The organism is Williamsia sp. (assembly GCF_036566845.1).
In the GTDB taxonomy this organism is placed as follows: Bacteria; Actinomycetota; Actinomycetes; order Mycobacteriales; family Mycobacteriaceae; genus Williamsia.
In genome coordinates this window covers 1-21027 of sequence record NZ_DATCVM010000259.1, presented here as the reverse complement: position 1 = coordinate 21027, position 21027 = coordinate 1, and the positions used below count along the sequence as shown (strand labels likewise).

Sequence of the window (21027 nt, the reverse complement as noted above, 5' to 3'; positions counted from 1 at the left end):
ATGTCATCCGAACCGAGGCTGCCGCGATGCTGCCGCGTCGAGTGCGGCGAGGGGAGATTGGCCCCGGATCCTCACGAAATTGATCGTCGCGATGGCGCAGAGTTCATTTGCCGGCTGAGATGTGATCTCGACGTCGATTATCACGGAGCGTTTGCCCGCGTGCACAATTCGGGCCGTTGCCTGGGCGGCTCCGGCGGTCACCGGTCGCAGATATCGCAGGTGCATGTCAGAGGTCACCACACTGCCGTCCTCGCAGACATCGAGGGCAAGACGACCGGCGACGATGTCGACCAATGTGGCCAACAGACCGCCCTGAAGACCTCCGGCAGTATTGATCGTGTGTGGGGCCACCGGCAACTCCCACGCCATCGCGGCGCGGTCGACGAAGGTCCTCCGAAACCCGATCTCGTCGAACAGCTCACCGATGGAGTTCGTATAGGTCATAGGAAAGCCTCTCAGTTCGATCGGAACGGTAGGTCAGCGGTCGGCGTCGGTAAAGCGGATGACGCCGCGGATGTTTCGGCCTTCGAGCATGTCCCGGAATCCGGTGTTGATCTCATCGAGCCGATACTCGCGAGTGACCATGGTGTCGAGTTCGAGGTCGCCGAGTTTGTACAGTGCCAGCACCTCGGGGATGTCGTACTGCGGATTTCCGCCGCCGAAGATGCTGCCCTGCAGTGTCTTCTGCAGCAGCGTCAGCATCGACATGTTCAGCGACGTATCCGACGCCTTGGTGTCGCCCATGGCTGTGACCACGCAGTTGCCACCTTTGGAGGTCAGCCACATCCACGACTCGACGTCGCGGCCCTCGCAGCGGCCGACCGTGACGATGACCTTCCTGCACATGCGACCGTCGGTGACCTCGGAGATGTCGGCGAGTGCGCTCTCGACATCGGCGTAGACGTGTGTTGCACCGAACTGCTTGGCCTGGTCGCGTTTCCACTCGACCGGATCGATCGCGAAGACCCGGCGGGCGCCGGATATCACCGCGCCCTGGAGGGCCGCCGTGCCGACACCACCGACACCGACGATCGCCACGTCGTCACCGGGACGGACGGCCGCCGTGTGCACGGCTGATCCGTAACCCGTGGTGACGCCACAACCCACGATTGCCGCCACAGTAAAGGGGATCGACGGATCGATCTTGACCACGGACGTCTGGTGCACCACGGCGTACGGGGCGAACGTACCCACCAGCGACATGGGAAACACGTTCTGGCCCTGTGCCTGAACCCGGTAGGTTCCGTCGGACACGGAGGCGCCCGAGAGCAGCCCGGCGCCGAGGTCGCAGAGGTTGCGCATTCCGGACTGGCACGACTGACATCTGCCGCAGGACGGTATGAACGACATCACCACGTGATCGCCGACGGCGAGGTCGTCGACGCCGTCACCGACCTCCGTGATGACCCCCGACCCTTCATGCCCACCGAGGATCGGGAAGTCGGCCATCGGAATATCACCGGTGACGAGATGGTGATCGGAGTGGCAGAGCCCGGCGGCCTCCATCTGCACTTTGACCTCGCCGCGACGGGGATCGCCGATCTCGATCTCATCGATCACCCAGGGGCGGTTGAAGTCTCGGAGAAGCGCGCCGCGTGTCAGCATGTCGATTCCTTCAGTTTCTCGGGGTGGTGCGGTGGGGTGTCGGCATTGGCGGCCGAGAGCAGCCGGCGTAGTTGTGGGGCCGGCACCTTGCCGGTGCCGCCGCGGGGGATGTCGTCGTCCGAATTGGCCAGGTACCACACGGTGGGAACCTTGAACGAACTGAGCAGCGTGGCCGCGGCCACACGCAGCGACTCGATGGTGATCGCGGCGGTGTCGCAAACGACTGCCGCACCGACCTGCTTCACACCCCCGACCGGGACGTCGGTGACGTACGCCCCCTGGACACCGGCGATGCCACGAAGTGCCTTCTCCACTTCGCTGGGGTACACGGACGCCCCGCTGACCTTGAACATGTCGTCGGATCGGCCGTGGTAGAACAGGAATCCGTCCGCGTCGAATCGGCCGAGGTCGCCGGTGGGATAGAAACCGTCGGCGGTGAAGATGTCGCCGCGGGCGCGCCGACAGATCCCCTGCATGACGTGCGGACCGCGGACCTGGATCTCCCCGGCGGTTCCGATGGGTGCGACACCGTCGCGGGACACGATGCGAACCTCCATTCCGGAGAACGGCTTTCCACAGCTACCCCACGCCGACGGCGGCATGTCGGTATCGGCGGGGAATCCGCAGTAGGGTCCGAAGGTCTCCGTCATACCGAACAGCCGGGCGCGAGCACCGGGCGCGGCGCGTTGATCGGCCGGAAGCAGGGCGTCGAGACTACCGACAACGAGCGAGGACAGGTCGGCCCCCACGCTGTCCTGGTGCCGGGCGAGCGCAGCGGCCTGATCGGGCCAGCCGCGAAACAGGGTCACCCGTTCACGTTCGAGGAGACGCAGCGTGTCCTCGGGCCGGGGGATCTGTTCGGTGACCAGCGTTGCGCCGGCCACCAGGGCCGAGAGGACACCGCTCCCGAAGCCACCCACCCAGAAGAACGGCATCGGAACGTAGAGCCGCGTGTTCGGGGTGATGCAGCGATCAGCGAGGCCGGACGCGACAGCGCCCAACGCGCCGGCATGAGAGTGCATGACCCCCTTGGGTATTCCGCTACTGCCCGAGGTGAAGGTGATGACCAGCGGGTCGTCCGGATGTACGGTGTCGGCGAGTGCATCCACGATCAGGCCCATCGATGCGCTGTCCGCACCAGGCGGCAGACCGTCGTCGGTCCAGATTCGCCGCAACGTCGGCAGCTCCGGATGGTAAAGGACCTGATCGGTGAGGTCTCGGACGTGGAGCGAGTCCTGCAGATCGTCGAGGTACCGGTGGCCACGGAACTCCCGCACACACACCAGGAACTCGAGCGCGGCAACCTCGCACTGTGCCAACAGCTCCCGCGGCGACAGCAGCGTACTCAGCGGCACCAGAACCGCGCCGATGCGGGTGAGTGAGACCGCGATCTGTACCCAGCGGGCGCTGTTGGGCATGATCACCCCGACGCGGGAGCCCTTGCCGACGCCCGCCTCGATGAATCCGGTGGCCATGTCGCGGGTGGATGCGTCGAGTTCGCGGTAGGTGATCCTGGTGTCGGGATCGATGACCGCCGGTTTGTCCGGGAACCGCGTGGCGCCGGACTTCAGCATCTCCTCGATGGTTTGCGCGGTGGGGGCTGATTCAGGCATGTGCGCCACCGGTCTCGAAGTGGCGGCGGACGGCCCCGAGATCGGCCTTGCCGGAGGGAGTCCGGGGTATCTCGCCGACGACCGCCACTTCCGTCGGGATCTCGTACCGAGCCAGGATCTTCTGCAGATGGGCGGTCAGTTCGGCGTCGTCGGTGGTCTTGCCGGGGCGCAACTCGACCATCGCCACCGGGATCTGCCCCAACCGCTGATCGGCGCGCCCCACCACGGCGGCGCCGGCAACGGCGGGATGGCGTTCCAATGCCAATCGCACATCGTCCGGCATCACCTTGAAGCCACCACGGATGATCGCCTGATCGGAACGGCCCAGGATCCAGATGAATCCATCGGAGTCGATCCGGCCGATGTCGGTGGTGCGAAGCCATGGCGCCGATGTGCCCATCTGTCCGGGCTTGACCTCCAGGACGCCGGATTCGTCGGGGCCCAGTGGGTTTCCGTCGGCATCGACGGCGCGGAGTTGCGCGCCGCCGGTGGCCCGGCCCACGCTGCCCCGTTTGCTCGCCCAGAACTGCTGATGGTCGGCCAGTGACCATCCGGCCACACTTCCGCCGAATTCGGTTGCTGCATAAGAGGTGAGGACGGGGATCCCGAACTTCGTGGTGAACGCCTCCGCGTCCTCGACGGACAGTGGTGCGGTGCCGCAGGTCACGGCACGGATGCTGTGCAGATCGTCGGCGGTCAGATTCGAATGCAGGACCATGCGCAGTGCCGTGGGGACGAGCGAGACGGCCCGCGGCCGATGGGTGCGTACGGCGTCGGCCCACCGGCCGAGATCGAATCGCGGCAGCAGGACAAAGGATCTGCCCTCGCTGACGCATTGGAGAACGCGAAAGATGCCCCCGATGTGGACCAGCGGCGCGTTGACGATCGCGACGCCGTTGCGCAGCTCGGAGGGTGACGACACCCAGATCCGGTCTGGTCCCATGACGCTGCGGGCCAACATGGTGTAGGTGATGTCCACTCGTTTGGGCGGGCCGGTGGTGCCGCTCGTCAACATGTGCACCGCAACATCGGGCGCCGCCGTGTCGTGGCTTGAACCGACTCGGCCCTCCACGCGGACGACCGGTGCGGTCGCGAGCCCGGAGATGGTGATCACTGTCGAATTCTCTTCCAGTGCAACGAGAGTGGCGACGTCGTCGTCGGTGCCGATGATCAGCGGCAGGTCCAGGCCGGCGATGTCGGCCCGGGTGCGATCGTCGCCGCGGGACGGGTTGATCACCACGATGCTGCCGCCGGCCATCAGGATCCCCAGCATCGTGGCGACATGCGCGGGGGTGTTTCGAAGGAGCACCCCGACCCGGCTCCGGCCGCCGGTGGTGTATGCGTCGACCAGCTCGGTGATCCGGGTGGACAGGCCGGCCAGTTCGCCCCAGGTCGACCACACGCCGTTGTGCTCGATCGCTCGTGTATCCGGTTGCAGAGCCAGGATATCGGCGATGCGGCGGCCCAGTGGGTGCCGGGTCGAAACGTCGGTCGGGTCGGCCATCAACGGATCCTCGGTGTCTGTGTGGTGACCGGCTCGGCGGCCAGTTCGGCCTTGCCGATCGGATTACCCAGGCGGGTATAGATCAGGCCCTGATCCATGGCTGCCCGGTAGGGCTTGTCGAGCGATTCCCAGATGGCCTTCACGGTTCCCTGGGTGGCGGTGGGAGGTTTGGCCGCGATGGTCCGCGCGATCGTGTGGGCGCGCTTCCAGAGTTCCTCGGCGGGAACCACTTCGGTGACCAATCTGATCTCCAGGGCGGTGTGCGCGCTGACCCGTTCGTCGTTGCCCATCAGCGCCATCCGCAGGGTGTCACCCAGACCCACCCGGCGCATCAACCCGATGGGTTCGAGGGCCGAGACCAGCCCTGCCGTCACGTGTGAGTCGAAGAACGTGGCGTCGGACGAGCAGATCACCACGTCGGACTCGTTGACGAAGTAGAACGCTCCGGCGGTGCACATCCCTTGCACGGCGCACACAACCGGTTTCCACACCTTCTGCCATTTCGGACTGAGCAATTCGCCGGGATCCTCGTGGTTCCAGACGATGTCGGGTTGTCCGTAGGCGGCTTTCACGTCGAGTCCGGCACTGAACGCCCGGGTTCCGGCCGCCCTCAAGACCACCGCATTGACCCGGTTGTCGTCCTTGACCATCTGCCAGATCTCGGCCATCTCATGGCACATCGTCCGATTGAACGTGTTGAGTTGGTCGGGCCGGTTCAGTGTGATGGTGGCAACCCGGTCGTCGGGGTCGACCTCGAGCAGGACGGTGTCGAAGGACGGTGTCATCGGCACTGCCAGTTCGGAGCCCGCTTTTGGGTGAAGGCCCGTGGGCCTTCGAGAGCGTCCTCGGTGCGCGTGACACGTTCGCGAAACGATTCGGCCAGCATCTCGGCCTCATGGAGGGGCAGATCCAGTCCTTTGATGATCGCGAGGCGGGTGCCCCGAACCGCAAGCGGCGCATTCGAGTTCACGATGGCGGCGATCTCGTGGGCCCGATCGAGGAGGTTGTCGTGCTCGACCACTTCGCTGACCATCCCGAGCTGGTAGGCGCGGTCGGCGCTCATCCGCTCGTGTTTGCCCATCAACGCCATCCGCAGGGCGACCGACCTGGGTAGGACTCGGGCCAGACGCACGGTCTCGCGACCGGCGACCAGACCGATGCTGACGTGCGGATCGAAGAACGTCGCCTTGTCGGAGGCGATGACGATGTCGCCGGTGGTGACCCAGTCGAGTCCGGCGCCGCAGCACAATCCGTTGACGGCCACGATGATCGGCTTGGCCATCGTGCGGAACGGTGGGGTGCCTTCTTGCGGCGCCTCCCACTGTTCGTATGTCGAGAGATAGGGCCGTTCGTTGACGACCTTGCCATCGCCCGGGATCTCCTTGACGTCGGCCCCGGTGCAGAACGCCCGCCCGGTGGCCGTCACGATGACCACCCAGACGTTGTCGTCGTTCTCGGCGTCGTCGTAAGCGGCGCGAAGTTCGGTGATCATGTGCGGGCTGAGCGCATTGAGTGCTTCCGGGCGGTTCAGCGTGACTGTGGCGGTATGGCCGTCGACCTCATATTTGATGCAGTCCAACGACATGGTGCTCCCTTCGAGCTGTGAGATGGTCATCGACCATCGAATTCTGGTGCCCGGCGTTCTTTGAACGCCGACAGACCCTCTTTGAAATCGCCGGTTCTGCAGGCCAGTTCGAGGTCCGAGAGCTCATGGTTCATGGATTCGGTGAGGGATGCGCCCTGAGCGAAATTGATTGCCGCCTTGGCCAGGCCGATGGCGACGGTGGGTCCGCCCGCAAGGCGGTCGACCAGAGCCGCCGAGACGGTGTCGATCTCCGAGCTGTCGACAGTCCGGTGGATCATGCCCCATTCGGCCGCCTGGGCGGCCGGCACCTGTTCGCCCAGCAGGAGCATCTCCTTGGCCCGGGCGATGCCCATCAATCGCGGGAGCAGCCAGGTGGATCCGGAGTCGGGTGTGAATCCGCGCGCCATGAACGGTTCCCAGAAGACAGCGCTGTCATCGGCCACCGTGAAGTCCGCGGCCAGCGCCAGGCTGCACCCGAGTCCGGTGGCCCACCCCTGCACCGTGCAGACCACGGGCAGATGGATGGCGGCAACCAGTTCGATCACCCGGTGTGCGGTATGGGGGATCCGGCGGATCAGGTTGCCGGCCCGGGGTCGCGGGCCGGTCGTGTTCGTCGCCACCCAGTCTGCGCCCGTGCAGAAGTCGCCGCCGGCGCCCCGGATGTGAACCACGCGCAGGGAATCATCTGTTGCGGCGTCGGTCAGGGTCTGGACGAAGGTGTCGATCATCGCGTGGGTCATGGCATTTCGCCGTGACGGTCGGTCGATCACGATGCGCAGAACTCCACCGGCGACGGACGTCGTCAGTACCCCCTTGTCGCGGTCTGACGGGTTGGGGTCGCCCATATGTGGTCGCACCTCTCTGCCGGGTGTCACGAATTCGGCGCTGTCGCCGGGTTCTGAACAAGCATACTGTTCGACCTACGGTAGATGCTACGATTTTGATTCGCAGCTTGTGATCAACACGCTGCACCCACGTGTGTGGATGCAGCCCGAGAGGCCTTGAGGTTGGAAAATGCCCAAACCTGTCATCGTCGGTGCAGCCAGGACAGCGATCGGTCGATCGTTCAAAGGTGCGCTGGTCAACACGCCCGCCGAAACGCTGGCGACCGCGATACTCCCGGAGGTCGTGCGGCGGGCGGGTATCGACCCCACCTCCGTCGACGACGTGATCTTTGCCGAGTCGCACTACGGAGGCGGCGACCTGGCGCGCTACGCGGCGGTGGCCGCGGGTATGGAGTCCGTCCCGGGGCAGGCGGTCAACCGGCACTGCGCCGGTAGCCTCACCGCCATCGGCAACGCCTCGGCGCAAGTCGGCTACGGCATGGAGCGGGTTGTTGTCGCCGGAGGTGTGCAGTCGTTGTCGACCGGTCCGGCGATGAAGTGGCGGATACCGGGTCCGGAGCTCGAGTTCAAAGACGGCTGGATGCCGCCGAGCCACCCCGAGACGCCGGACGCGCCAACACTCGACATGTCGATCACCGTCGGCTGGAACACGGCGAAGGCGATCGGCATCAGCCGCGCGGAGATGGACGTGTGGGCGTTGCGTTCGCATCAGCGCGCGATCGCCGCGATCGACGGAGGCAAGTTCGTCGACGAGATCCTCCCACTCAAGATCGAATTGCCCGACGGAACGGTTGTCGATTTCAGCGTCGATGAGCACCCGCGCCGCGACAGCAGCCTCGAGCGTCTGTCCGCACTCCCGGTGTTGCATCCGGAGATCGAGGGCTTCTCGATCACGGCCGGCAACAGCAGCGGGGTCAACGACGCCGCCGCGGCGGTGGTCGTGGTGGGCGAGGACCACGCGGCGGCCGAGGGCCTCGAGGTGCTCGGGACCGTGAAGGCTTGGGCTGCTTCGGCAGTCGCGCCGCGCGATACCGGACTCGGTGCGGTCGCGGTGATCGGCAAGGTGCTCGAGCGAGCGGGGCTGCGGGCGGGGGACGTCGACCTGTGGGAGATCAACGAGGCGTTCTGCTCGGTTCCGATCGCGGCGGTGCGGGAGTACGGGATCGGCGAAGAGCGGGTGAACTTTTCCGGAAGTGGTGCGAGCCTGGGGCATCCCATCGCCGCTTCGGGCGCCCGGATGGTCACCACACTCCTGTACGAGCTGAAGCGCCGAGGCGGCGGGATCGGCGTCGCAGCGATGTGCGCCGGTGGCGGTCAGGGTGGCGCCGTGGTCATCGAGGTCTGACGGGCATGTCGGTACGAGGGTCATCCGAAATCTGAAGTGAACAGACATTCAACGAGGGGGTAAGGCATGTCAGACGAGGTCATTGTCGAGCGCCGCGGACGCGCGCTGATCATCACCATCAACCGTCCGGACGCACGAAATGCGGTGAATCTTGCGGTCAGTCAGGGCCTGGCCGATGCGGTCGACGAGCTCGACAGCAGTCCGGAACTGTCGGTTGCGGTTCTGACCGGTGCAGGGGGCAACTTCTGTGCAGGTATGGATCTCAAGGCATTCGCTGCCGGAGAAGCCGTGCACATCAATGGGCGGGGGATGGGGTTCACCGAGAAGCCTCCGGTCAAACCGATCATCGCGGCGGTGGAGGGTTATGCGCTGGCCGGTGGCACCGAACTCGCGCTCGCCACGGATCTGGTGGTGGCCTCGAAGACCGCGAAGTTCGGTATCCCCGAGGTCAAGCGGGGGCTGGTGGCGGCAGGCGGCGGTCTGCTGCGGCTGCCAGATCGCATCCCGTATCAGAAGGCGCTCGAACTGGCGCTCACCGGCGACAGTTTCACCGCGGAAGAAGCAGCGGGCTACGGATTCGTGAACATCGTGGCCGAACCGGGTGAGGCGCTGCAAAAGGCGCTGGAACTCGCCGAGAAGATCACCGCCAACGGTCCACTCGCGGTCGCGACCACCAAAGAGGTGATCGTGAAGTCCCGCGGTTGGAGTGAGCAGGAGATGTGGGACAAGCAGATGGAGCTGATCATCCCGGTGTTCGGATCGAAGGATGCCCAGGAAGGTGCCATCGCCTTCGCAGAGAAGCGCAAGCCCAACTGGACCGGCGAATAGCCATCCCCCTCACCAGAAACACGTTGTAACACTTCACGTCAGGAGATATCTGTGTCATTTGAAGGTCAGTCTGTTCTGGTCACCGGAGGTGCGGGAGGCCTCGGCGCGGCGACCGTCCGGAAACTTCACGCCGAGGGCGCCGCCGTGGTCATCGCCGATCTCGCCGACGACAAGGCGGAGGCATTGGCGGAGGAACTGGGCAACAAGGTTGCCTACGTTCGGACCGATGTCCTCGACGACGAGGCGGTACTCGATGCCATCGCCAAAGCCGAAGAGCTGGGCGACTTCCGGTCGGTGGTGATCGCGCACGGTGGCTTCGGAGTGCTGGAGAAGGTGGTCAATCGTGACGGCAGCCCGCACACGAAGAAGGGTTTCACCGACACGATTGCGCTGTATCTGACCGGAACCTACAACGTGCTGCGGCTGGCAGCCGCCAATATCGCCACCCGTGAACCGTTGACCGATGGCGCGCGCGGCGCGATCGTGATGACGAGTTCGATCGCCGGATACGAGGGGCAGATCGGTCAATCCGCATATGCGGCAGCCAAAGGTGGCGTCATCTCTCTGACGCTGACCGCCGCGCGCGATCTCAGCGCCGTCGGAATCCGGGTGAACAGCATCGCCCCCGGCACCATGCGGACCCCCCTGATGGAATTGCTCGGGGAAGAAGGACTGGCGAAGTTCGCGTCGTCGGTACCCTTCCCGAAGCGGTTGGGCCAACCGGAGGAGTTCGCCGGCCTGGCCCAGTATCTGCTGGAGAACACCTACATCAACGGCGAAGTCGTCCGCATCGACGGCGGACAGCGGTTCCAGCCGAAGTAGCCGGGGCACAAAGACACGGGGATCGAGAATCATGGATCTGGGATTCGCCGGTGCCAGTGCAGTGGTGGCGGGCGGCGGCCGGGGGATGGGCCTGGCCGTCGCCCGCTGCCTTGCCGGAGAGGGTTCGCGCGTTGCCGTTCTGGCCCGCACACCCGCCGACCTGGAGAGCGCGGTCGCCGCACTCACCGCGGCCGGCAGCCCGGATGCGGTGGGGCTGATCGCCGACGTCGGCGATCAGGCCCGGGTCGGTGACGTGTTCACCGAGTTGGGAGAGCGCTGGGACGGCCGGCTCAATGTGCTGGTCAACGCGACCGGACCGACTGTGCAGGGCGACTTCGCGACACTCTCCGACGAGGATTGGCAGGCCGGTTTCGACGAGGGCGTGATGGGCATGGTGCACACCGTGCGATCGGCGCTGCCGCTGCTGCGGAATGCCGATTGGGCCCGAGTGGTGAACTTCTCGGCGGGTTCGACGCAGCGCCAGAGCGTTCGGCTGCCGGCGTACACGGCGGCGAAGGCGATGGTCACGAGTATTTCGAAGAATCTCTCGCTGTTCCTGGCGCCCGACGAGATCATGGTCAATGTGATCTCTCCAGGCAGTGTGGCCTCGGATTCACTGATCCGATGGGCAGAGTCTGTGGGCGTCGACAGCGACGATCCCTACGAGCTGATGGCCGCCATCGACAAGCATTTCGGGCATCCCGCCCACCTCCCGCGGGCCGGATTGCCCGACGAAATTGCTCGGGTGGCAACCTTTTTGGCCTCCCGGGCCAACTCGTATATGACCGGTGCCAACGTCAACGTCGACGGTGGCACCGACTTCACCTGAAACTGTTGAACCCTGGGAACTGTTGAATACGAGGGCGGCGAGGGACATACTCCTTCGCCGCCCTCGTATTTTGCAGGTTTCAGGGTCAGGTGGTCAGGACCGTGGCCGCGGCGGTTCCCGGTGCACCGTAGAGCTGCGCGAAGCCCACTGTCGGATTGCCGCCGACCTGGCGGTCACCGGCTTCGCCGCGGAGTTGACGTACCAGTTCGTGGATCTGACGGATTCCCGAGGCGCCGATCGGCTCACCGTTCGCGATCAGGCCGCCGTCGGTGTTCACCGGCATCGACCCGCCGATCTCGGTGTGACCTTCGGCCAGCAGCTTCTCCTGATCACCGTGGGCGCAGAACCCGGCCTCTGCCATGTGAATGACCTCCGCGCCGGCGTCGGTGTCCTGCAGTTGGATCACGTCGACGTCGTCCGGGGACACGCCGGCGGCCTCGAAGGCGGCTCGGGACGCGTACACGGTGGGAGCCACGTCTTCCTCGATCGGGCCGTAGGTGGTGTTGACCTCGTACGCACCGTAGCTGCGTGTCCGAAGCTCCACAGCCTTGACGAACACGGGCTTCGTCTTGAACCGATGTGCGATGTCGGCGTTGCACATGATCACCGCCGCGGCGCCTTCGTCGGGGGCACAGAACATGTAGTGCGTCAACGGGTAATTGAGCATCGGCGCGCCCAAGATGTCTTCTTCGGAGATCGGCTTGCGGCGGAACGCATTCGGATTGAGCGCTCCGTTGCGGTAGTTCTTGGCGGCAACTCTCGCCAGGGTCCGCGGTGAGATGTTGTGGTCGTGGAGATAGCGATTGGCCTTCATGCCGAAGAACTGGGTGGTGAGGTACTGGCCGTTCTCTGCGTACCACTTCGGCATGCCCACGAGCGTCGGATCTTCCGTGAACGCCCCCCGCGGATGCTTGTCGAGGCCGATCGCGATACCGATGTCGTAGCGACCGATGCGTATGGTGTCGGCACAGACCTGGGTTGCGCTCGCGCCGGTGGCGCAGGCGTTGAACACATTGGTGAACGGGATTCCGGTGAGCCCCAGCATTCCGACGATGTTGTCCGGATTGGCGACAGTCCAGCTGCCCCCGACCCCGAACTGGATGTCTTTCCATTCCAGCCCGGCGTCCGCGAGCGCGTACCGGACGGCATCCACGCCCATCTCCATCGCGGATTTTCCTTCGAACCGGCCGAATGGGTGCAGGCCCACTCCGATGATCGCGACCCCAGTCATGTTGCTGTCCCATCTGTCATCTTCAAACCCTTCTGGTGGTCGGTGAGCCGGGCGTTCAGGACGCCTGGAAGGCGAACGTGACGATCTCGTTGCCGTCGTCGTCCGCGGTGAACGGAATCATCGTCAGTTCGACGTCCATCCCGAATCGCAGTTTGTCCGGGTCGCTTTCGGTGAGCCGACCCTCGACCCGGACCACATCGCCGAGTTGGACCAGGCCCACCGCGAATGGTGTGAAGGTCTTCGGGGTCTCGCGGCCGGCGTAGGGAGCGCCCGGGAGAAATCCCTGGGTGGTCCATGCGACGAGAGTTCCCCGCCGGGGCAGTAGTGCCGGCGACACCTGGTCGCTACTGCATCGTGGGCAGAGCCTGTGTTCGGGGAAGACCGTGGCATCGCAGTCGCGGCAATTGCTCCCGATCAGCTGCGGATCCTCGTTCGGCCAGTTGGAGATCTCCGGCGCCAAGGCTTTTTGCATCAAGCACTCCATTCTCGGGTCTGCATGTGACTGTGAACCGATCACTCGCCGGTGGCGGCCTCGCGGCGCGCCCACCGGTAGTCGGCTTTGCCCACGGGACTGCGCTGGATCGCCGAACGGAACAGCACGGTCTTGGGCAGTTTGTACCGGGCGATCGACTTGCCGGCATGGTCGATGAGGGTGCCGGAATCGGCTGTGGCGCCGTCGATCAGGGACACCACGGCAACAACTTCCTCGCCCCAGCGGTCGCTGGGACGTCCCGCCACCACGACGTCACTCACGGCGGGGTGGGAGGCGATGGCCATCTCGACCTCCTCGACGAAGATCTTCTCGCCGCCGGAATTGATGGTCACCGAGTCGCGGCCGAGGAGCTCGACGTTGCCATCTGCCAGTAGTCTCGCCCGGTCGCCGGGTAGCGAATACCGGGTGCCGGCAATGGAGGGAAACGACTTGGCGGATTTGGCTTCATCGCCCTTGTATCCGAGCGGTACGTGCCCGCGCTGGGCCAGCCATCCGATGCCGTCGTGTCCCGCATCGAGGATCTTCTCGAGATCGTCGGAGAGGACGAAGGTGTCGGGTCCGGGACCGAACGTTCCGGTGGAAACCGCTTCGGCAGTGGACAGGTGGGTCATCTGTGTACCTGTCTCCGATGATCCCACCCCATCGATGACGATGGCGCCCGGAAGGGCGTCGATCAGCCGCTGCTTGATCGTCGGCGACAGGATCGCGCCGCCGTTGGCCACGGCGAACAGTGAACTCAGGTCCGCGGACGTGTCTTCGAGTGCCGTGAGCAGTGGGCGTGCGACGGCATCGCCGACAAGCATCACCACACCGGCCTTGTCCCGTTCGATCGCGGCGACGATGTCGGCGGGATCGAGATGGTCGACGACGGTGGGGAACACCAGGGACTGGCCCGTGCTCAGTGCCTGCATCGCGGCCCACTGGGCCGCGCCGTGCATCAGCGGCGGCAGCACCATGATCTTGATCCCGGGGTTGTCGACCACGCGGGCGGCGATGTCTTCGTATGAATGAGCGAGCTCGCCGGTGGCGAGATTGCGGCCACCGAACGCGGCCACGAAAATGTCGTGCTGGCGCCACAGAACACCTTTGGGCATTCCGGTGGTGCCACCGGTGTAGAGGACGTAGAGGTCATCCGGCGACGGGTCGATCGGCAGCGGATCGGGCGAGCTCTCGGTGAGCACGGCCTCGTAGTCGACGGCACCGGGGAGAAGGGCGTTGCCGGAGTCGTCGGCGATCTGGATGAGTACACGAAGGTGGGGGAGGTCGGGCAAGACCTCGGCGAGCTGCGGTGCGAAGACGGCGTGATAGATCAAGGCGGTCGCGCCGGAATCGGTGAGCAGATAGCGGAGTTCGTCGCTGACGTACCGGTAGTTCACGTTGAACGGTGCGACGCGGGAACGGAACGACCCCAGCATCGCCTCGACATATTCGTTGCCGTTGTACGCGTAGATGCCGAGCAGGTCCTGGCCGGTCTCGTGGCCGCCGAGCAGCTCGCGCGCGGTGTGCGCGCCGAGCCCACGCGAATGTAGGTAGGAGGCAAGGCGTTTGGAGCGATCCGCGATCTGGGCATGGGTGTAGTGATTGTCGCCCTGGGAGATGTAGACGCGATCGCCGATGGCTTCGGCGACGGCGTCGGCGACCGCCGCGACCGTGAACTCGGTGGTGATCGGCCCGGCCCCGGCATCCGTGTTGGACACAATTCCTCCTCGATGATGGCAACGTTCGACCGCGCGCGGCCAGATCTCACTACTGTAAGGTATACGGGAACGCCTGCGACAGGGTTTGTGGCAAGTGCGATACGGCTAACTCGGCTCGGGCGTTCGACCATTTCGGAGGGTGTGTGCCGTTGCGTTGGCATCGATCATCCGGCCGGCGTGCTCGAGGATGCATTCGAGCCCGAAAGCGAAGTTCGTGTCGTCGGGTGCGCCGATACTGTGCCCGCGGCCAACACCTTCGGAGAGCAGCGGTGTTTTGTCGGGTGTGATGACCAGGTGGTCGTAGTAGGCGCGGGCGCCGGGGTCGGTCGCCTTCTGCTTCTGATGTAGCCGGGCCAGGACAACCGAGCCTCGCACGTGGAGCTGGACCGCCGAATATGTTTCGAATGCGTCGTCGAGGGAGAGTCCGGCGTTCACGAGGTTCGCGACGGCCATCTCGATGAGCCGTGCGCCCGGTTGTCCCGCCCGGGGGCTCATCGACGCCCTGATCAGGATCAGGTCGCAGAGAATGGGGTTGTCGAGGAAGGTCTCGCGCATCCGGTGGGCGTGGTCGTTGAGCGTTTCGCGCCACGGTCGGTTCTCCGGGAAGGTGGTGTCGCGGGTGAAGCGGTTCAGTGCCCGATCCGTCATGGCGTTGAGCAGGTCGTCCTTCTTGCGGAAGTACCAGTAGATACTGGTGACTCCGACGCCGAGGTGTCTGCCGAGCAGCGGCATGCTGAGGTTGTCGACGGAGACCTCTTCGGCGAGTTCGAAGGCGCCCTTGATGATCTCGTCGGGATCGATGGATCCACGATCTCGCCGTTGCCGTTTCAGGGGAGCGCTGCGCTTCGCCATGTCCAGACCGCTTCCGTAAGCATTTGTCACCGGAGATTGGCTTCGCGGGATCCGCCCCCGTGGCCTGTGTAAACCCTTGTGGAATGCACTACCGATAGGTATACAGTAATGGTGCCAGGGAGTCCTCGGGGATGTTTTTCCGATTCAGGAGGTGCCGCCGTGTCCGAGGCGGATTTGTCCGATGCGGTTCTGTATGAAGAGACCGACGCCGGTGTTGCGGTTCTCACCCTCAATCGTCCGGAACGGATGAACGCGTGGGGTATCGACATCGCAGATGCCTTCTACGCGTGCGTGGATCGTGCTGAAGCGGCGCCACACATCCGGGTGCTTGTCGTCACCGGAGCCGGCGGTTCGTTCTGCGCGGGCGCGCACCTGGGTTCGTCCGACACGATCGGCGACTCGCTGTCGCGGTCGGGTGATGTCGACGTCAGCAAGATCATCGGAGATCGACCGGTCTCCTTCCTGACCGGCCTGCGCAAGCCCGTCGTCGCGGCCATCGACGGACCCTGTGTCGGGATCGGTTTGGTACTGGCCCTGATGAGTGATGTCCGCTTCGCCGCCACGGGTAGCAAGTTCGCGGCGCCGTTTGCCAAGCGGGGTCTGATTGCCGAGAACGGAATCTCGTGGATCCTTCCCCGTCTCGTCGGATGGGGTGTTGCGATGGACCTGTTGCTCAGCGGTCGAACGTTTTACGCCGATGAGGCTCGGGAGCTGCGGCTGATCAAAGAGGTCGTGGCGCCGGAGCTGCTGATGAAGAGGGTGATCGAGTACGCCGAATCCATTGCCCTGCAGTGTGCGCCGAGTTCGCTGGCGCAAATCAAGCAGCAGGCGTATCGGGATTCGACCGGCGATGTCGATGAGGCCGGCTCCCGGGCCGAAGCCCTGATGGGTGATTCGCTCACGCGCCCGGACTTCATGGAGGGCATCGTGGCCTTCTTCGAGAAACGCAAGCCCAACTTCCCGTCGCTCTGAGGATCGAAAGGACCGTAAATGCCGAAGCTTCCGTACCGGGCGATTGATGTCGACAACCACTACTACGAACCACTCGACGCGTTCACCCGCCACCTCGACAAGAAGTTCCGTCGCCGAGGCGTTCAATTCGTCGACAACGGCCGGCACACGATGGCGATCATCGGGGACCGGGTCAATCGGTTCATCCCCAATCCGTCGTTCGATCCGATCATCGTGCCGGGCTGCCTCGATCTGATGTTCCGGGGGCAGATCCCGAAAGGTGTCGACCCGGCATCGCTGATGCAGGTCGAGAGCATCGAGATGCGGCCCGAGTATCGCGACCGGGACGCCCGCGTCGCGATCCTGGACGAGCAGGAGATCGAGACGATCCTGATGTTCCCGACGTTCGGATGCGGTGTCGAGGAGGCGTTGACACACGACATCGACGCGACGATGGCCTCGCTGCACGCGTTCAACCGGTGGCTCGACGAGGATTGGGGTTTCGCCCGACCGGACAACCGGATCATCACGGCACCCATCATCTCCTTGGCCGATCCGGAAGCCGCTGCCGCAGAGGTCGATTCCGTCATCAACATGGGTGCGCAGCTGGTCTGCGTCCGCCCCGCGCCGGTCCCGGGGATTCCGAAACCGCGATCGCTGGGTGATCCGTTGCATGATCCGGTCTGGGCTGCTCTGGCCGAGGCCGGTGTGCCGGTGGCCTTCCACCTCAGCGACAGCGGATACCTCAACATCGCTGCGATGTGGGGTGGAAAGTCGAACTTCGAGGGCTTCGGCACCACGGATCCGTTCGACAAGATCGTTGTCGACGACCGGGCGATCCACGACACCATCGCCTCGCTGATCGTCCATGGCGTGTTCGATCGTCATCTGACATTGCGGGTGGCGAGTATCGAGAACGGCACGGACTGGATGCATCGCCTGGCCAAGCGATTGGCCAAGCTGGCCAACCAGTTCCCGAGGTCGTTTCCGAACGACCCGGTCGAAACCTTGCGGAACCACGTCTGGGCAGCTCCGTATTACGAGGAGGACATGCCTGCCCTGGCAAAGCTCATCGGCGCCGAACGTATCCTGTTCGGCTCGGACTGGCCCCACGGCGAGGGTTTGGAGACACCGGTCTCGTTTGTCGACGATCTGGCCGGGTTCAGCGAGGCAGACGTCCGGAAGATCATGCGCGACAACGCCCTGGATCTGCTGGGGCGTTCGGATGTGGTGGCCGGTTCGGGCCCCGAGAAGAAGGGTGGCCGATGACGGAATGGTCGATTGGTGATGTGCTCGACGAAGTGGCGTCGGCGGTGCCGGATCGAGAGATGACGGTGTGTGGCAGCCGGAGAAGCACCTTCGCCGAATCGGCTGCGCGGACGCGTCGGCTGGCCAACTTCTTGGTCGATCAGGGTTTCGGCGTCCACACCCCGCAGGCGGAACACGAGCGGTGGGAATGCGGGCAGGACCGCATTGCACTCATCATGCGCAACGACCTCTATCCGGATGCGATGATCGCCTGTCTGAAGGCGCGCGTGGTACCGGTGAACGTCAACTACAACTACACGGCGCGGGAGATCGCCGAACTCCTCGACTACGTTCGTCCGCGCGCGGTCATCTACCACCGATCTTTCGGGCCCGAGTTCGCGGCGGCGCTGACCGCCGAGGGCATTGATCTCCTGATCGAGGTCGACGACGGGAGTGAGACCCCGAGTATCGAGGGCTCGGTGTCATTCGACGATGCTGTGGCCCAGGGTGATCCGGACCGATCGCTGCCGTCGTCGCCTGACGACATGGTCATGCAGTGCACGGGTGGGACAACCGGGCGGCCCAAGGGTGTGCTCTGGCGCCAGAGCGACCTGTACGTGTCGTCATTGGCCGGCAACGACTACGAGTCGGCCAAAGACCTCCACAACATCGCCCTGACCGGCGGTCAGGTGTGGTTCGCGATGTCTCCACTCGTGCACGCGGCGGGTATCTGGACGGCGTTCTCCGGGCTCCTGACCGGGCAGACCGTGGTGCTCTTCGACGATCGCGACCGGTTCGACGCCAGGCTGGTCCTGGAAACCGCAGAGCAAGAGAAGGTTTCGCTCATGACCATGGTCGGCGATGCCTACGCGGCACCGATCGTCGCCGAGCTCCGACGCGCCACCTACGATCTGTCATCCATGTACGCCATCGGAACCGGTGGCGCGGCCACGAACCCGATCCACAAGGCGGCGCTGCTGGAATGCCTGCCCACCGTCACCGTCATCGACGGATACGGATCGTCGGAGACCGGTGGTCTGGGTTTCTACACGAGCCAGAAAGGTGCACTGGGGGAGACCTTCGGGTTGCGGCCCGGCGGCACCGTCATCTCCGCCGATCGCAGCCGAGTTCTCGAACCCGGCGACAGCGAGATCGGTTGGACGGCGCGTGTCGGGCGCGTTCCACTCGGGTACTTCCGGGACCGAACTGCCAGCGAGAGCACATTTCCCGTCGTCGACGGCCTTCGGATGTCGATCCCCGGCGACCGCGCGATGTTCGATGCCGATGGCACGGTGCGACTGCTCGGGCGCGATTCGCTTGTCGTCAACACCGGTGGCGAAAAGGTCTTCGTCGAGGAAGTGGAGGCGGTCATCCGTAGGCAGGTCGGTGTCACCGATGCTCTGGTAGTGGGTCGCGCCAGTGATCGATGGGGTCAAGAGGTGGTGGCGCTCGTCGCGCTCGATCCCGGATCCGAAGTGACCGAGGAGACCTTGCGGGCACTATGCAAAACCGAACTGGCCGGGTTCAAGGCACCGAAGGCAGTGGTCATCGTCGAGCACGTCCAACGCCTCGGCAACGGCAAACCCGATTATCGGTGGGCGAAGGCGGCTGTCGAATCGAATGCCGCCGACACTGCAGTCCCCGCAACCTCATCGCTGTAGGAACGGAAACGCTCATATGCCAACGGAGCCAATCGCAACTCCCGCAATCCCCACTCGTGCAATCGATTGTCTGGTCAACGTGCACTTCGGTGAGACCGCACAGCAACCGGGCTGGATGCTCAAGGTGCGCGACGACTACTTCAAGGGCCCCGAATCGATGTTCGGGCCGGTGGACATGGCAGAACTGCTCGATGAGATGGATGAGCAGGGTGTTCGCAAGGCGGTCCTGATGGACAACCTCGCCACACCGTCGACCACCGCACGTAAGTTTGTCGAAGCCGAGCCCGGACGGTTCAGCTTGGCGATGGGTGGCATCAACCTCCTCAAGCCGATGCCCGCGCTCCGGGAGTTGACCGCGGTTGTCCGGGACCTGCCCGTGACGTATGCCGTGGTGGGGCCGAGCTTTTGGGGTGACGGGATGTACCCGGCCAGCGACGCGGTCTACTACCCGCTCTACACGAAATGCGTCGACCTGGACTTGCCGATGTGCATCAACACCGGGATCCCCGGACCGCCGATCCCCGGCGAAGTCCAGCACCCGATACACCTCGACCGGGTCTGCGTGCGCTTTCCCGAGTTGCGCCTGTGCATGATCCACGGGGCCGATCCCTGGTGGGACGTTGCGATCCGGCTGCTGGTGAAGTACAGCAATCTTCGTCTGATGACGTCGGCCTGGTCGCCGAAACGTCTGCCCGAGAGTCTCTTGCACTACATGAGAACCCGCGGTCCGGACAAGATTCTCTTCGCTTCGGACTGGCCGGTTCTGCCGATGCGGCGGGTGCTGCCGGAAGCGGCGGCCCTCGATCTGCCGGCAGACGTCCTCGAGAACTACCTCTACAACAATGCGCAGGAATTCTTCTTCGGCGATCGGATACAGGAGCAATGAACCCGGATATGGAGCAATGACAATGGACCGCTACGAATTGCGCAGGCTGGACTACAGCCTGTCGGCAGACCAGATCGATCTCCAGTCGTCATACTCGAAGTTCTTCGGTACCCATTCGTCCATCGAGGTGGTGCGCGCAGCCGAACCCGAGGGATTCGACAAGAACCTCTGGGAACGCCTGTGCGCCACCGGTGCCACGTCGATGGCGGTACCGGAGTCGGTCGGCGGCGACGGTGCCACGTTGGTCGATCTCACGCTGGTCGCCGAAGAGATGGGCAGGTCGCTGGCACCCGTCCCGTGGATTGATCACGTCTGTGCGGTCCGTCTGCTGGCCAGGATCGGCGCGCTCTCCGACGATTCGGATCTCACACGGGATGTTGTCGCCGGACGGCTGCTGGTGGCACTGGATCCGCACGGCGACGGAGTGGACGGTGCCCGGCTGGTGGCGGCGGGTTCGGTGGCCGACCATGTGGTCCTGCGGGACGGCGACGACATCGTCAGGCTGACCGCAGATACCCGCCCGGCCAGGGTGAACAACATCGGGCATCTGCCGATGGCGTGGATCGATCCCGGCGGGGGATTGCACCGGACTGTCCTCGCGAGCGGTCCTGACGCGGTGACCGAATACGAACTGGCACTGGATGAATGGCGGCTCCTCACCGCAGCCGCGCTTGCCGGTCTGGTGGAGAAGACGATGCAGATCGCCGCCGAATTCGCGAAAAGCCGCTATACGATGGGCGTCCCGATCTCGACGTTGCAGGGAGTCTCCCACCCGCTGGCCAACATGGCGATCGTGGTGGAGTCCGGTCGCAACCTGTGCCGGCGGGCGGCCTGGTTCCTCGACAACGAACCCGCGCAGCGGCGCGAACTGGCCAGTGCCGCTTTTGTGTACATGGCGGAGGAGTCGGCTCGCAGCGCGTCCGGCGCCGTCCAGGTCCAGGGCGGACTGGGAGTGACCACCGAAGCGGCCGCCACCGCCTATCTCGTCCGGGCCCGGGGATGGCCACTGGCGGGCGGTGACCCGGCGGTGAG

At 64.8% G+C, this 21027-nt stretch carries 20 protein-coding genes; 9 read left to right on the top strand and 11 right to left on the bottom strand.

Features of this window, described 5'->3' with window-relative positions; genetic code table 11:
* Positions 1 to 3 precede the first annotated feature (3 nt).
* The 7 genes from VIQ49_RS24920 to VIQ49_RS24890 are packed head-to-tail and all read right to left on the bottom strand — an operon-like array spanning position 4 to position 7152.
* On the bottom strand, positions 4 to 444 hold the full coding sequence (locus VIQ49_RS24920) for a PaaI family thioesterase (RefSeq protein ID WP_331889269.1): 441 nt from the start codon (positions 442 to 444) through the stop codon (positions 4 to 6).
* A 33-nt stretch (positions 445 to 477) separates the two neighbouring features.
* Positions 478 to 1605: an NDMA-dependent alcohol dehydrogenase gene (locus VIQ49_RS24915; protein ID WP_331889268.1), complete on the bottom strand. Its 1128-nt coding sequence runs from the start codon at positions 1603 to 1605 to the stop codon at positions 478 to 480.
* Complete coding sequence (locus tag VIQ49_RS24910; protein ID WP_331889267.1) at positions 1599 to 3218, bottom strand: class I adenylate-forming enzyme family protein; 1620 nt, start codon at positions 3216 to 3218, stop codon at positions 1599 to 1601. The genes VIQ49_RS24915 and VIQ49_RS24910 overlap by 7 nt, the downstream gene beginning before the upstream one ends.
* Entirely contained in the window at positions 3211 to 4722 is a 1512-nt protein-coding gene (locus tag VIQ49_RS24905) for a class I adenylate-forming enzyme family protein (protein WP_331889266.1), read from the bottom strand. The genes VIQ49_RS24910 and VIQ49_RS24905 overlap by 8 nt, the downstream gene beginning before the upstream one ends.
* Entirely contained in the window at positions 4722 to 5513 is a 792-nt protein-coding gene (locus tag VIQ49_RS24900) for an enoyl-CoA hydratase/isomerase family protein (protein ID WP_331889265.1), read from the bottom strand. The genes VIQ49_RS24905 and VIQ49_RS24900 overlap by 1 nt, the downstream gene beginning before the upstream one ends.
* A complete protein-coding gene (locus VIQ49_RS24895; protein ID WP_331889279.1) occupies positions 5504 to 6307 on the bottom strand; it encodes an enoyl-CoA hydratase/isomerase family protein in 804 nt (267 codons plus the stop codon). Before VIQ49_RS24895 ends, VIQ49_RS24900 begins: the two co-directional genes overlap by 10 nt.
* Before the next feature lie 26 nt (positions 6308 to 6333).
* Positions 6334 to 7152, bottom strand: coding sequence for an enoyl-CoA hydratase/isomerase family protein (locus VIQ49_RS24890; RefSeq protein WP_331889264.1), 819 nt, complete (start codon positions 7150 to 7152; stop codon positions 6334 to 6336).
* 169 nt (positions 7153 to 7321) lie between these two features.
* On the opposite strand from VIQ49_RS24890, the gene VIQ49_RS24885 reads away from it, so the two are divergent.
* The 4 genes from VIQ49_RS24885 (at position 7322) to VIQ49_RS24870 (ending at position 10976) form a co-directional block, all read left to right on the top strand.
* Positions 7322 to 8497: a thiolase family protein gene (locus VIQ49_RS24885; RefSeq protein WP_331889263.1), complete on the top strand. Its 1176-nt coding sequence runs from the start codon at positions 7322 to 7324 to the stop codon at positions 8495 to 8497.
* A gap of 66 nt (positions 8498 to 8563) precedes the next feature.
* A complete protein-coding gene (locus VIQ49_RS24880; RefSeq protein WP_331889262.1) occupies positions 8564 to 9325 on the top strand; it encodes a crotonase/enoyl-CoA hydratase family protein in 762 nt (253 codons plus the stop codon).
* A gap of 51 nt (positions 9326 to 9376) precedes the next feature.
* A complete protein-coding gene (locus VIQ49_RS24875) occupies positions 9377 to 10147 on the top strand; it encodes an SDR family oxidoreductase (protein WP_331889261.1) in 771 nt (256 codons plus the stop codon).
* A 31-nt stretch (positions 10148 to 10178) separates the two neighbouring features.
* On the top strand, positions 10179 to 10976 hold the full coding sequence (locus VIQ49_RS24870; protein ID WP_331889260.1) for an SDR family NAD(P)-dependent oxidoreductase: 798 nt from the start codon (positions 10179 to 10181) through the stop codon (positions 10974 to 10976).
* An 85-nt stretch (positions 10977 to 11061) separates the two neighbouring features.
* Here the strand turns inward: VIQ49_RS24870 and VIQ49_RS24865 are convergent, their stop codons facing one another.
* The 4 genes from VIQ49_RS24865 to VIQ49_RS24850 form a co-directional block, all read right to left on the bottom strand.
* The gene (locus tag VIQ49_RS24865) at positions 11062 to 12207 is read right to left on the bottom strand and encodes a thiolase family protein (RefSeq protein WP_331889259.1); all 1146 of its coding nucleotides are present in this window, start codon (positions 12205 to 12207) and stop codon (positions 11062 to 11064) included.
* Positions 12208 to 12262: 55 nt separating this feature from the next.
* Positions 12263 to 12679, bottom strand: coding sequence for a Zn-ribbon domain-containing OB-fold protein (locus tag VIQ49_RS24860; protein ID WP_331889258.1), 417 nt, complete (start codon positions 12677 to 12679; stop codon positions 12263 to 12265).
* A gap of 41 nt (positions 12680 to 12720) precedes the next feature.
* Positions 12721 to 14397, bottom strand: coding sequence for an acyl-CoA synthetase (locus VIQ49_RS24855; RefSeq protein ID WP_331889257.1), 1677 nt, complete (start codon positions 14395 to 14397; stop codon positions 12721 to 12723).
* Between the two features lie 105 nt (positions 14398 to 14502).
* Positions 14503 to 15249: a TetR/AcrR family transcriptional regulator gene (locus VIQ49_RS24850; RefSeq protein WP_331889278.1), complete on the bottom strand. Its 747-nt coding sequence runs from the start codon at positions 15247 to 15249 to the stop codon at positions 14503 to 14505.
* Between the two features lie 159 nt (positions 15250 to 15408).
* On the opposite strand from VIQ49_RS24850, the gene VIQ49_RS24845 reads away from it, so the two are divergent.
* The 5 genes from VIQ49_RS24845 to VIQ49_RS24825 form a co-directional block, all read left to right on the top strand.
* Positions 15409 to 16221, top strand: coding sequence for an enoyl-CoA hydratase (locus tag VIQ49_RS24845; RefSeq protein ID WP_331889256.1), 813 nt, complete (start codon positions 15409 to 15411; stop codon positions 16219 to 16221).
* A gap of 18 nt (positions 16222 to 16239) precedes the next feature.
* On the top strand, positions 16240 to 17469 hold the full coding sequence (locus VIQ49_RS24840) for an amidohydrolase family protein (protein ID WP_331889255.1): 1230 nt from the start codon (positions 16240 to 16242) through the stop codon (positions 17467 to 17469).
* A complete protein-coding gene (locus VIQ49_RS24835) occupies positions 17466 to 19109 on the top strand; it encodes an acyl-CoA synthetase (protein ID WP_331889254.1) in 1644 nt (547 codons plus the stop codon). Before VIQ49_RS24840 ends, VIQ49_RS24835 begins: the two co-directional genes overlap by 4 nt.
* A gap of 16 nt (positions 19110 to 19125) precedes the next feature.
* On the top strand, positions 19126 to 19995 hold the full coding sequence (locus tag VIQ49_RS24830) for an amidohydrolase family protein (RefSeq protein ID WP_331889253.1): 870 nt from the start codon (positions 19126 to 19128) through the stop codon (positions 19993 to 19995).
* Positions 19996 to 20017: 22 nt separating this feature from the next.
* A partial coding sequence (locus VIQ49_RS24825) for an acyl-CoA dehydrogenase (protein WP_331889252.1) occupies positions 20018 to 21027 on the top strand: 1010 nt, incomplete at its 3' end.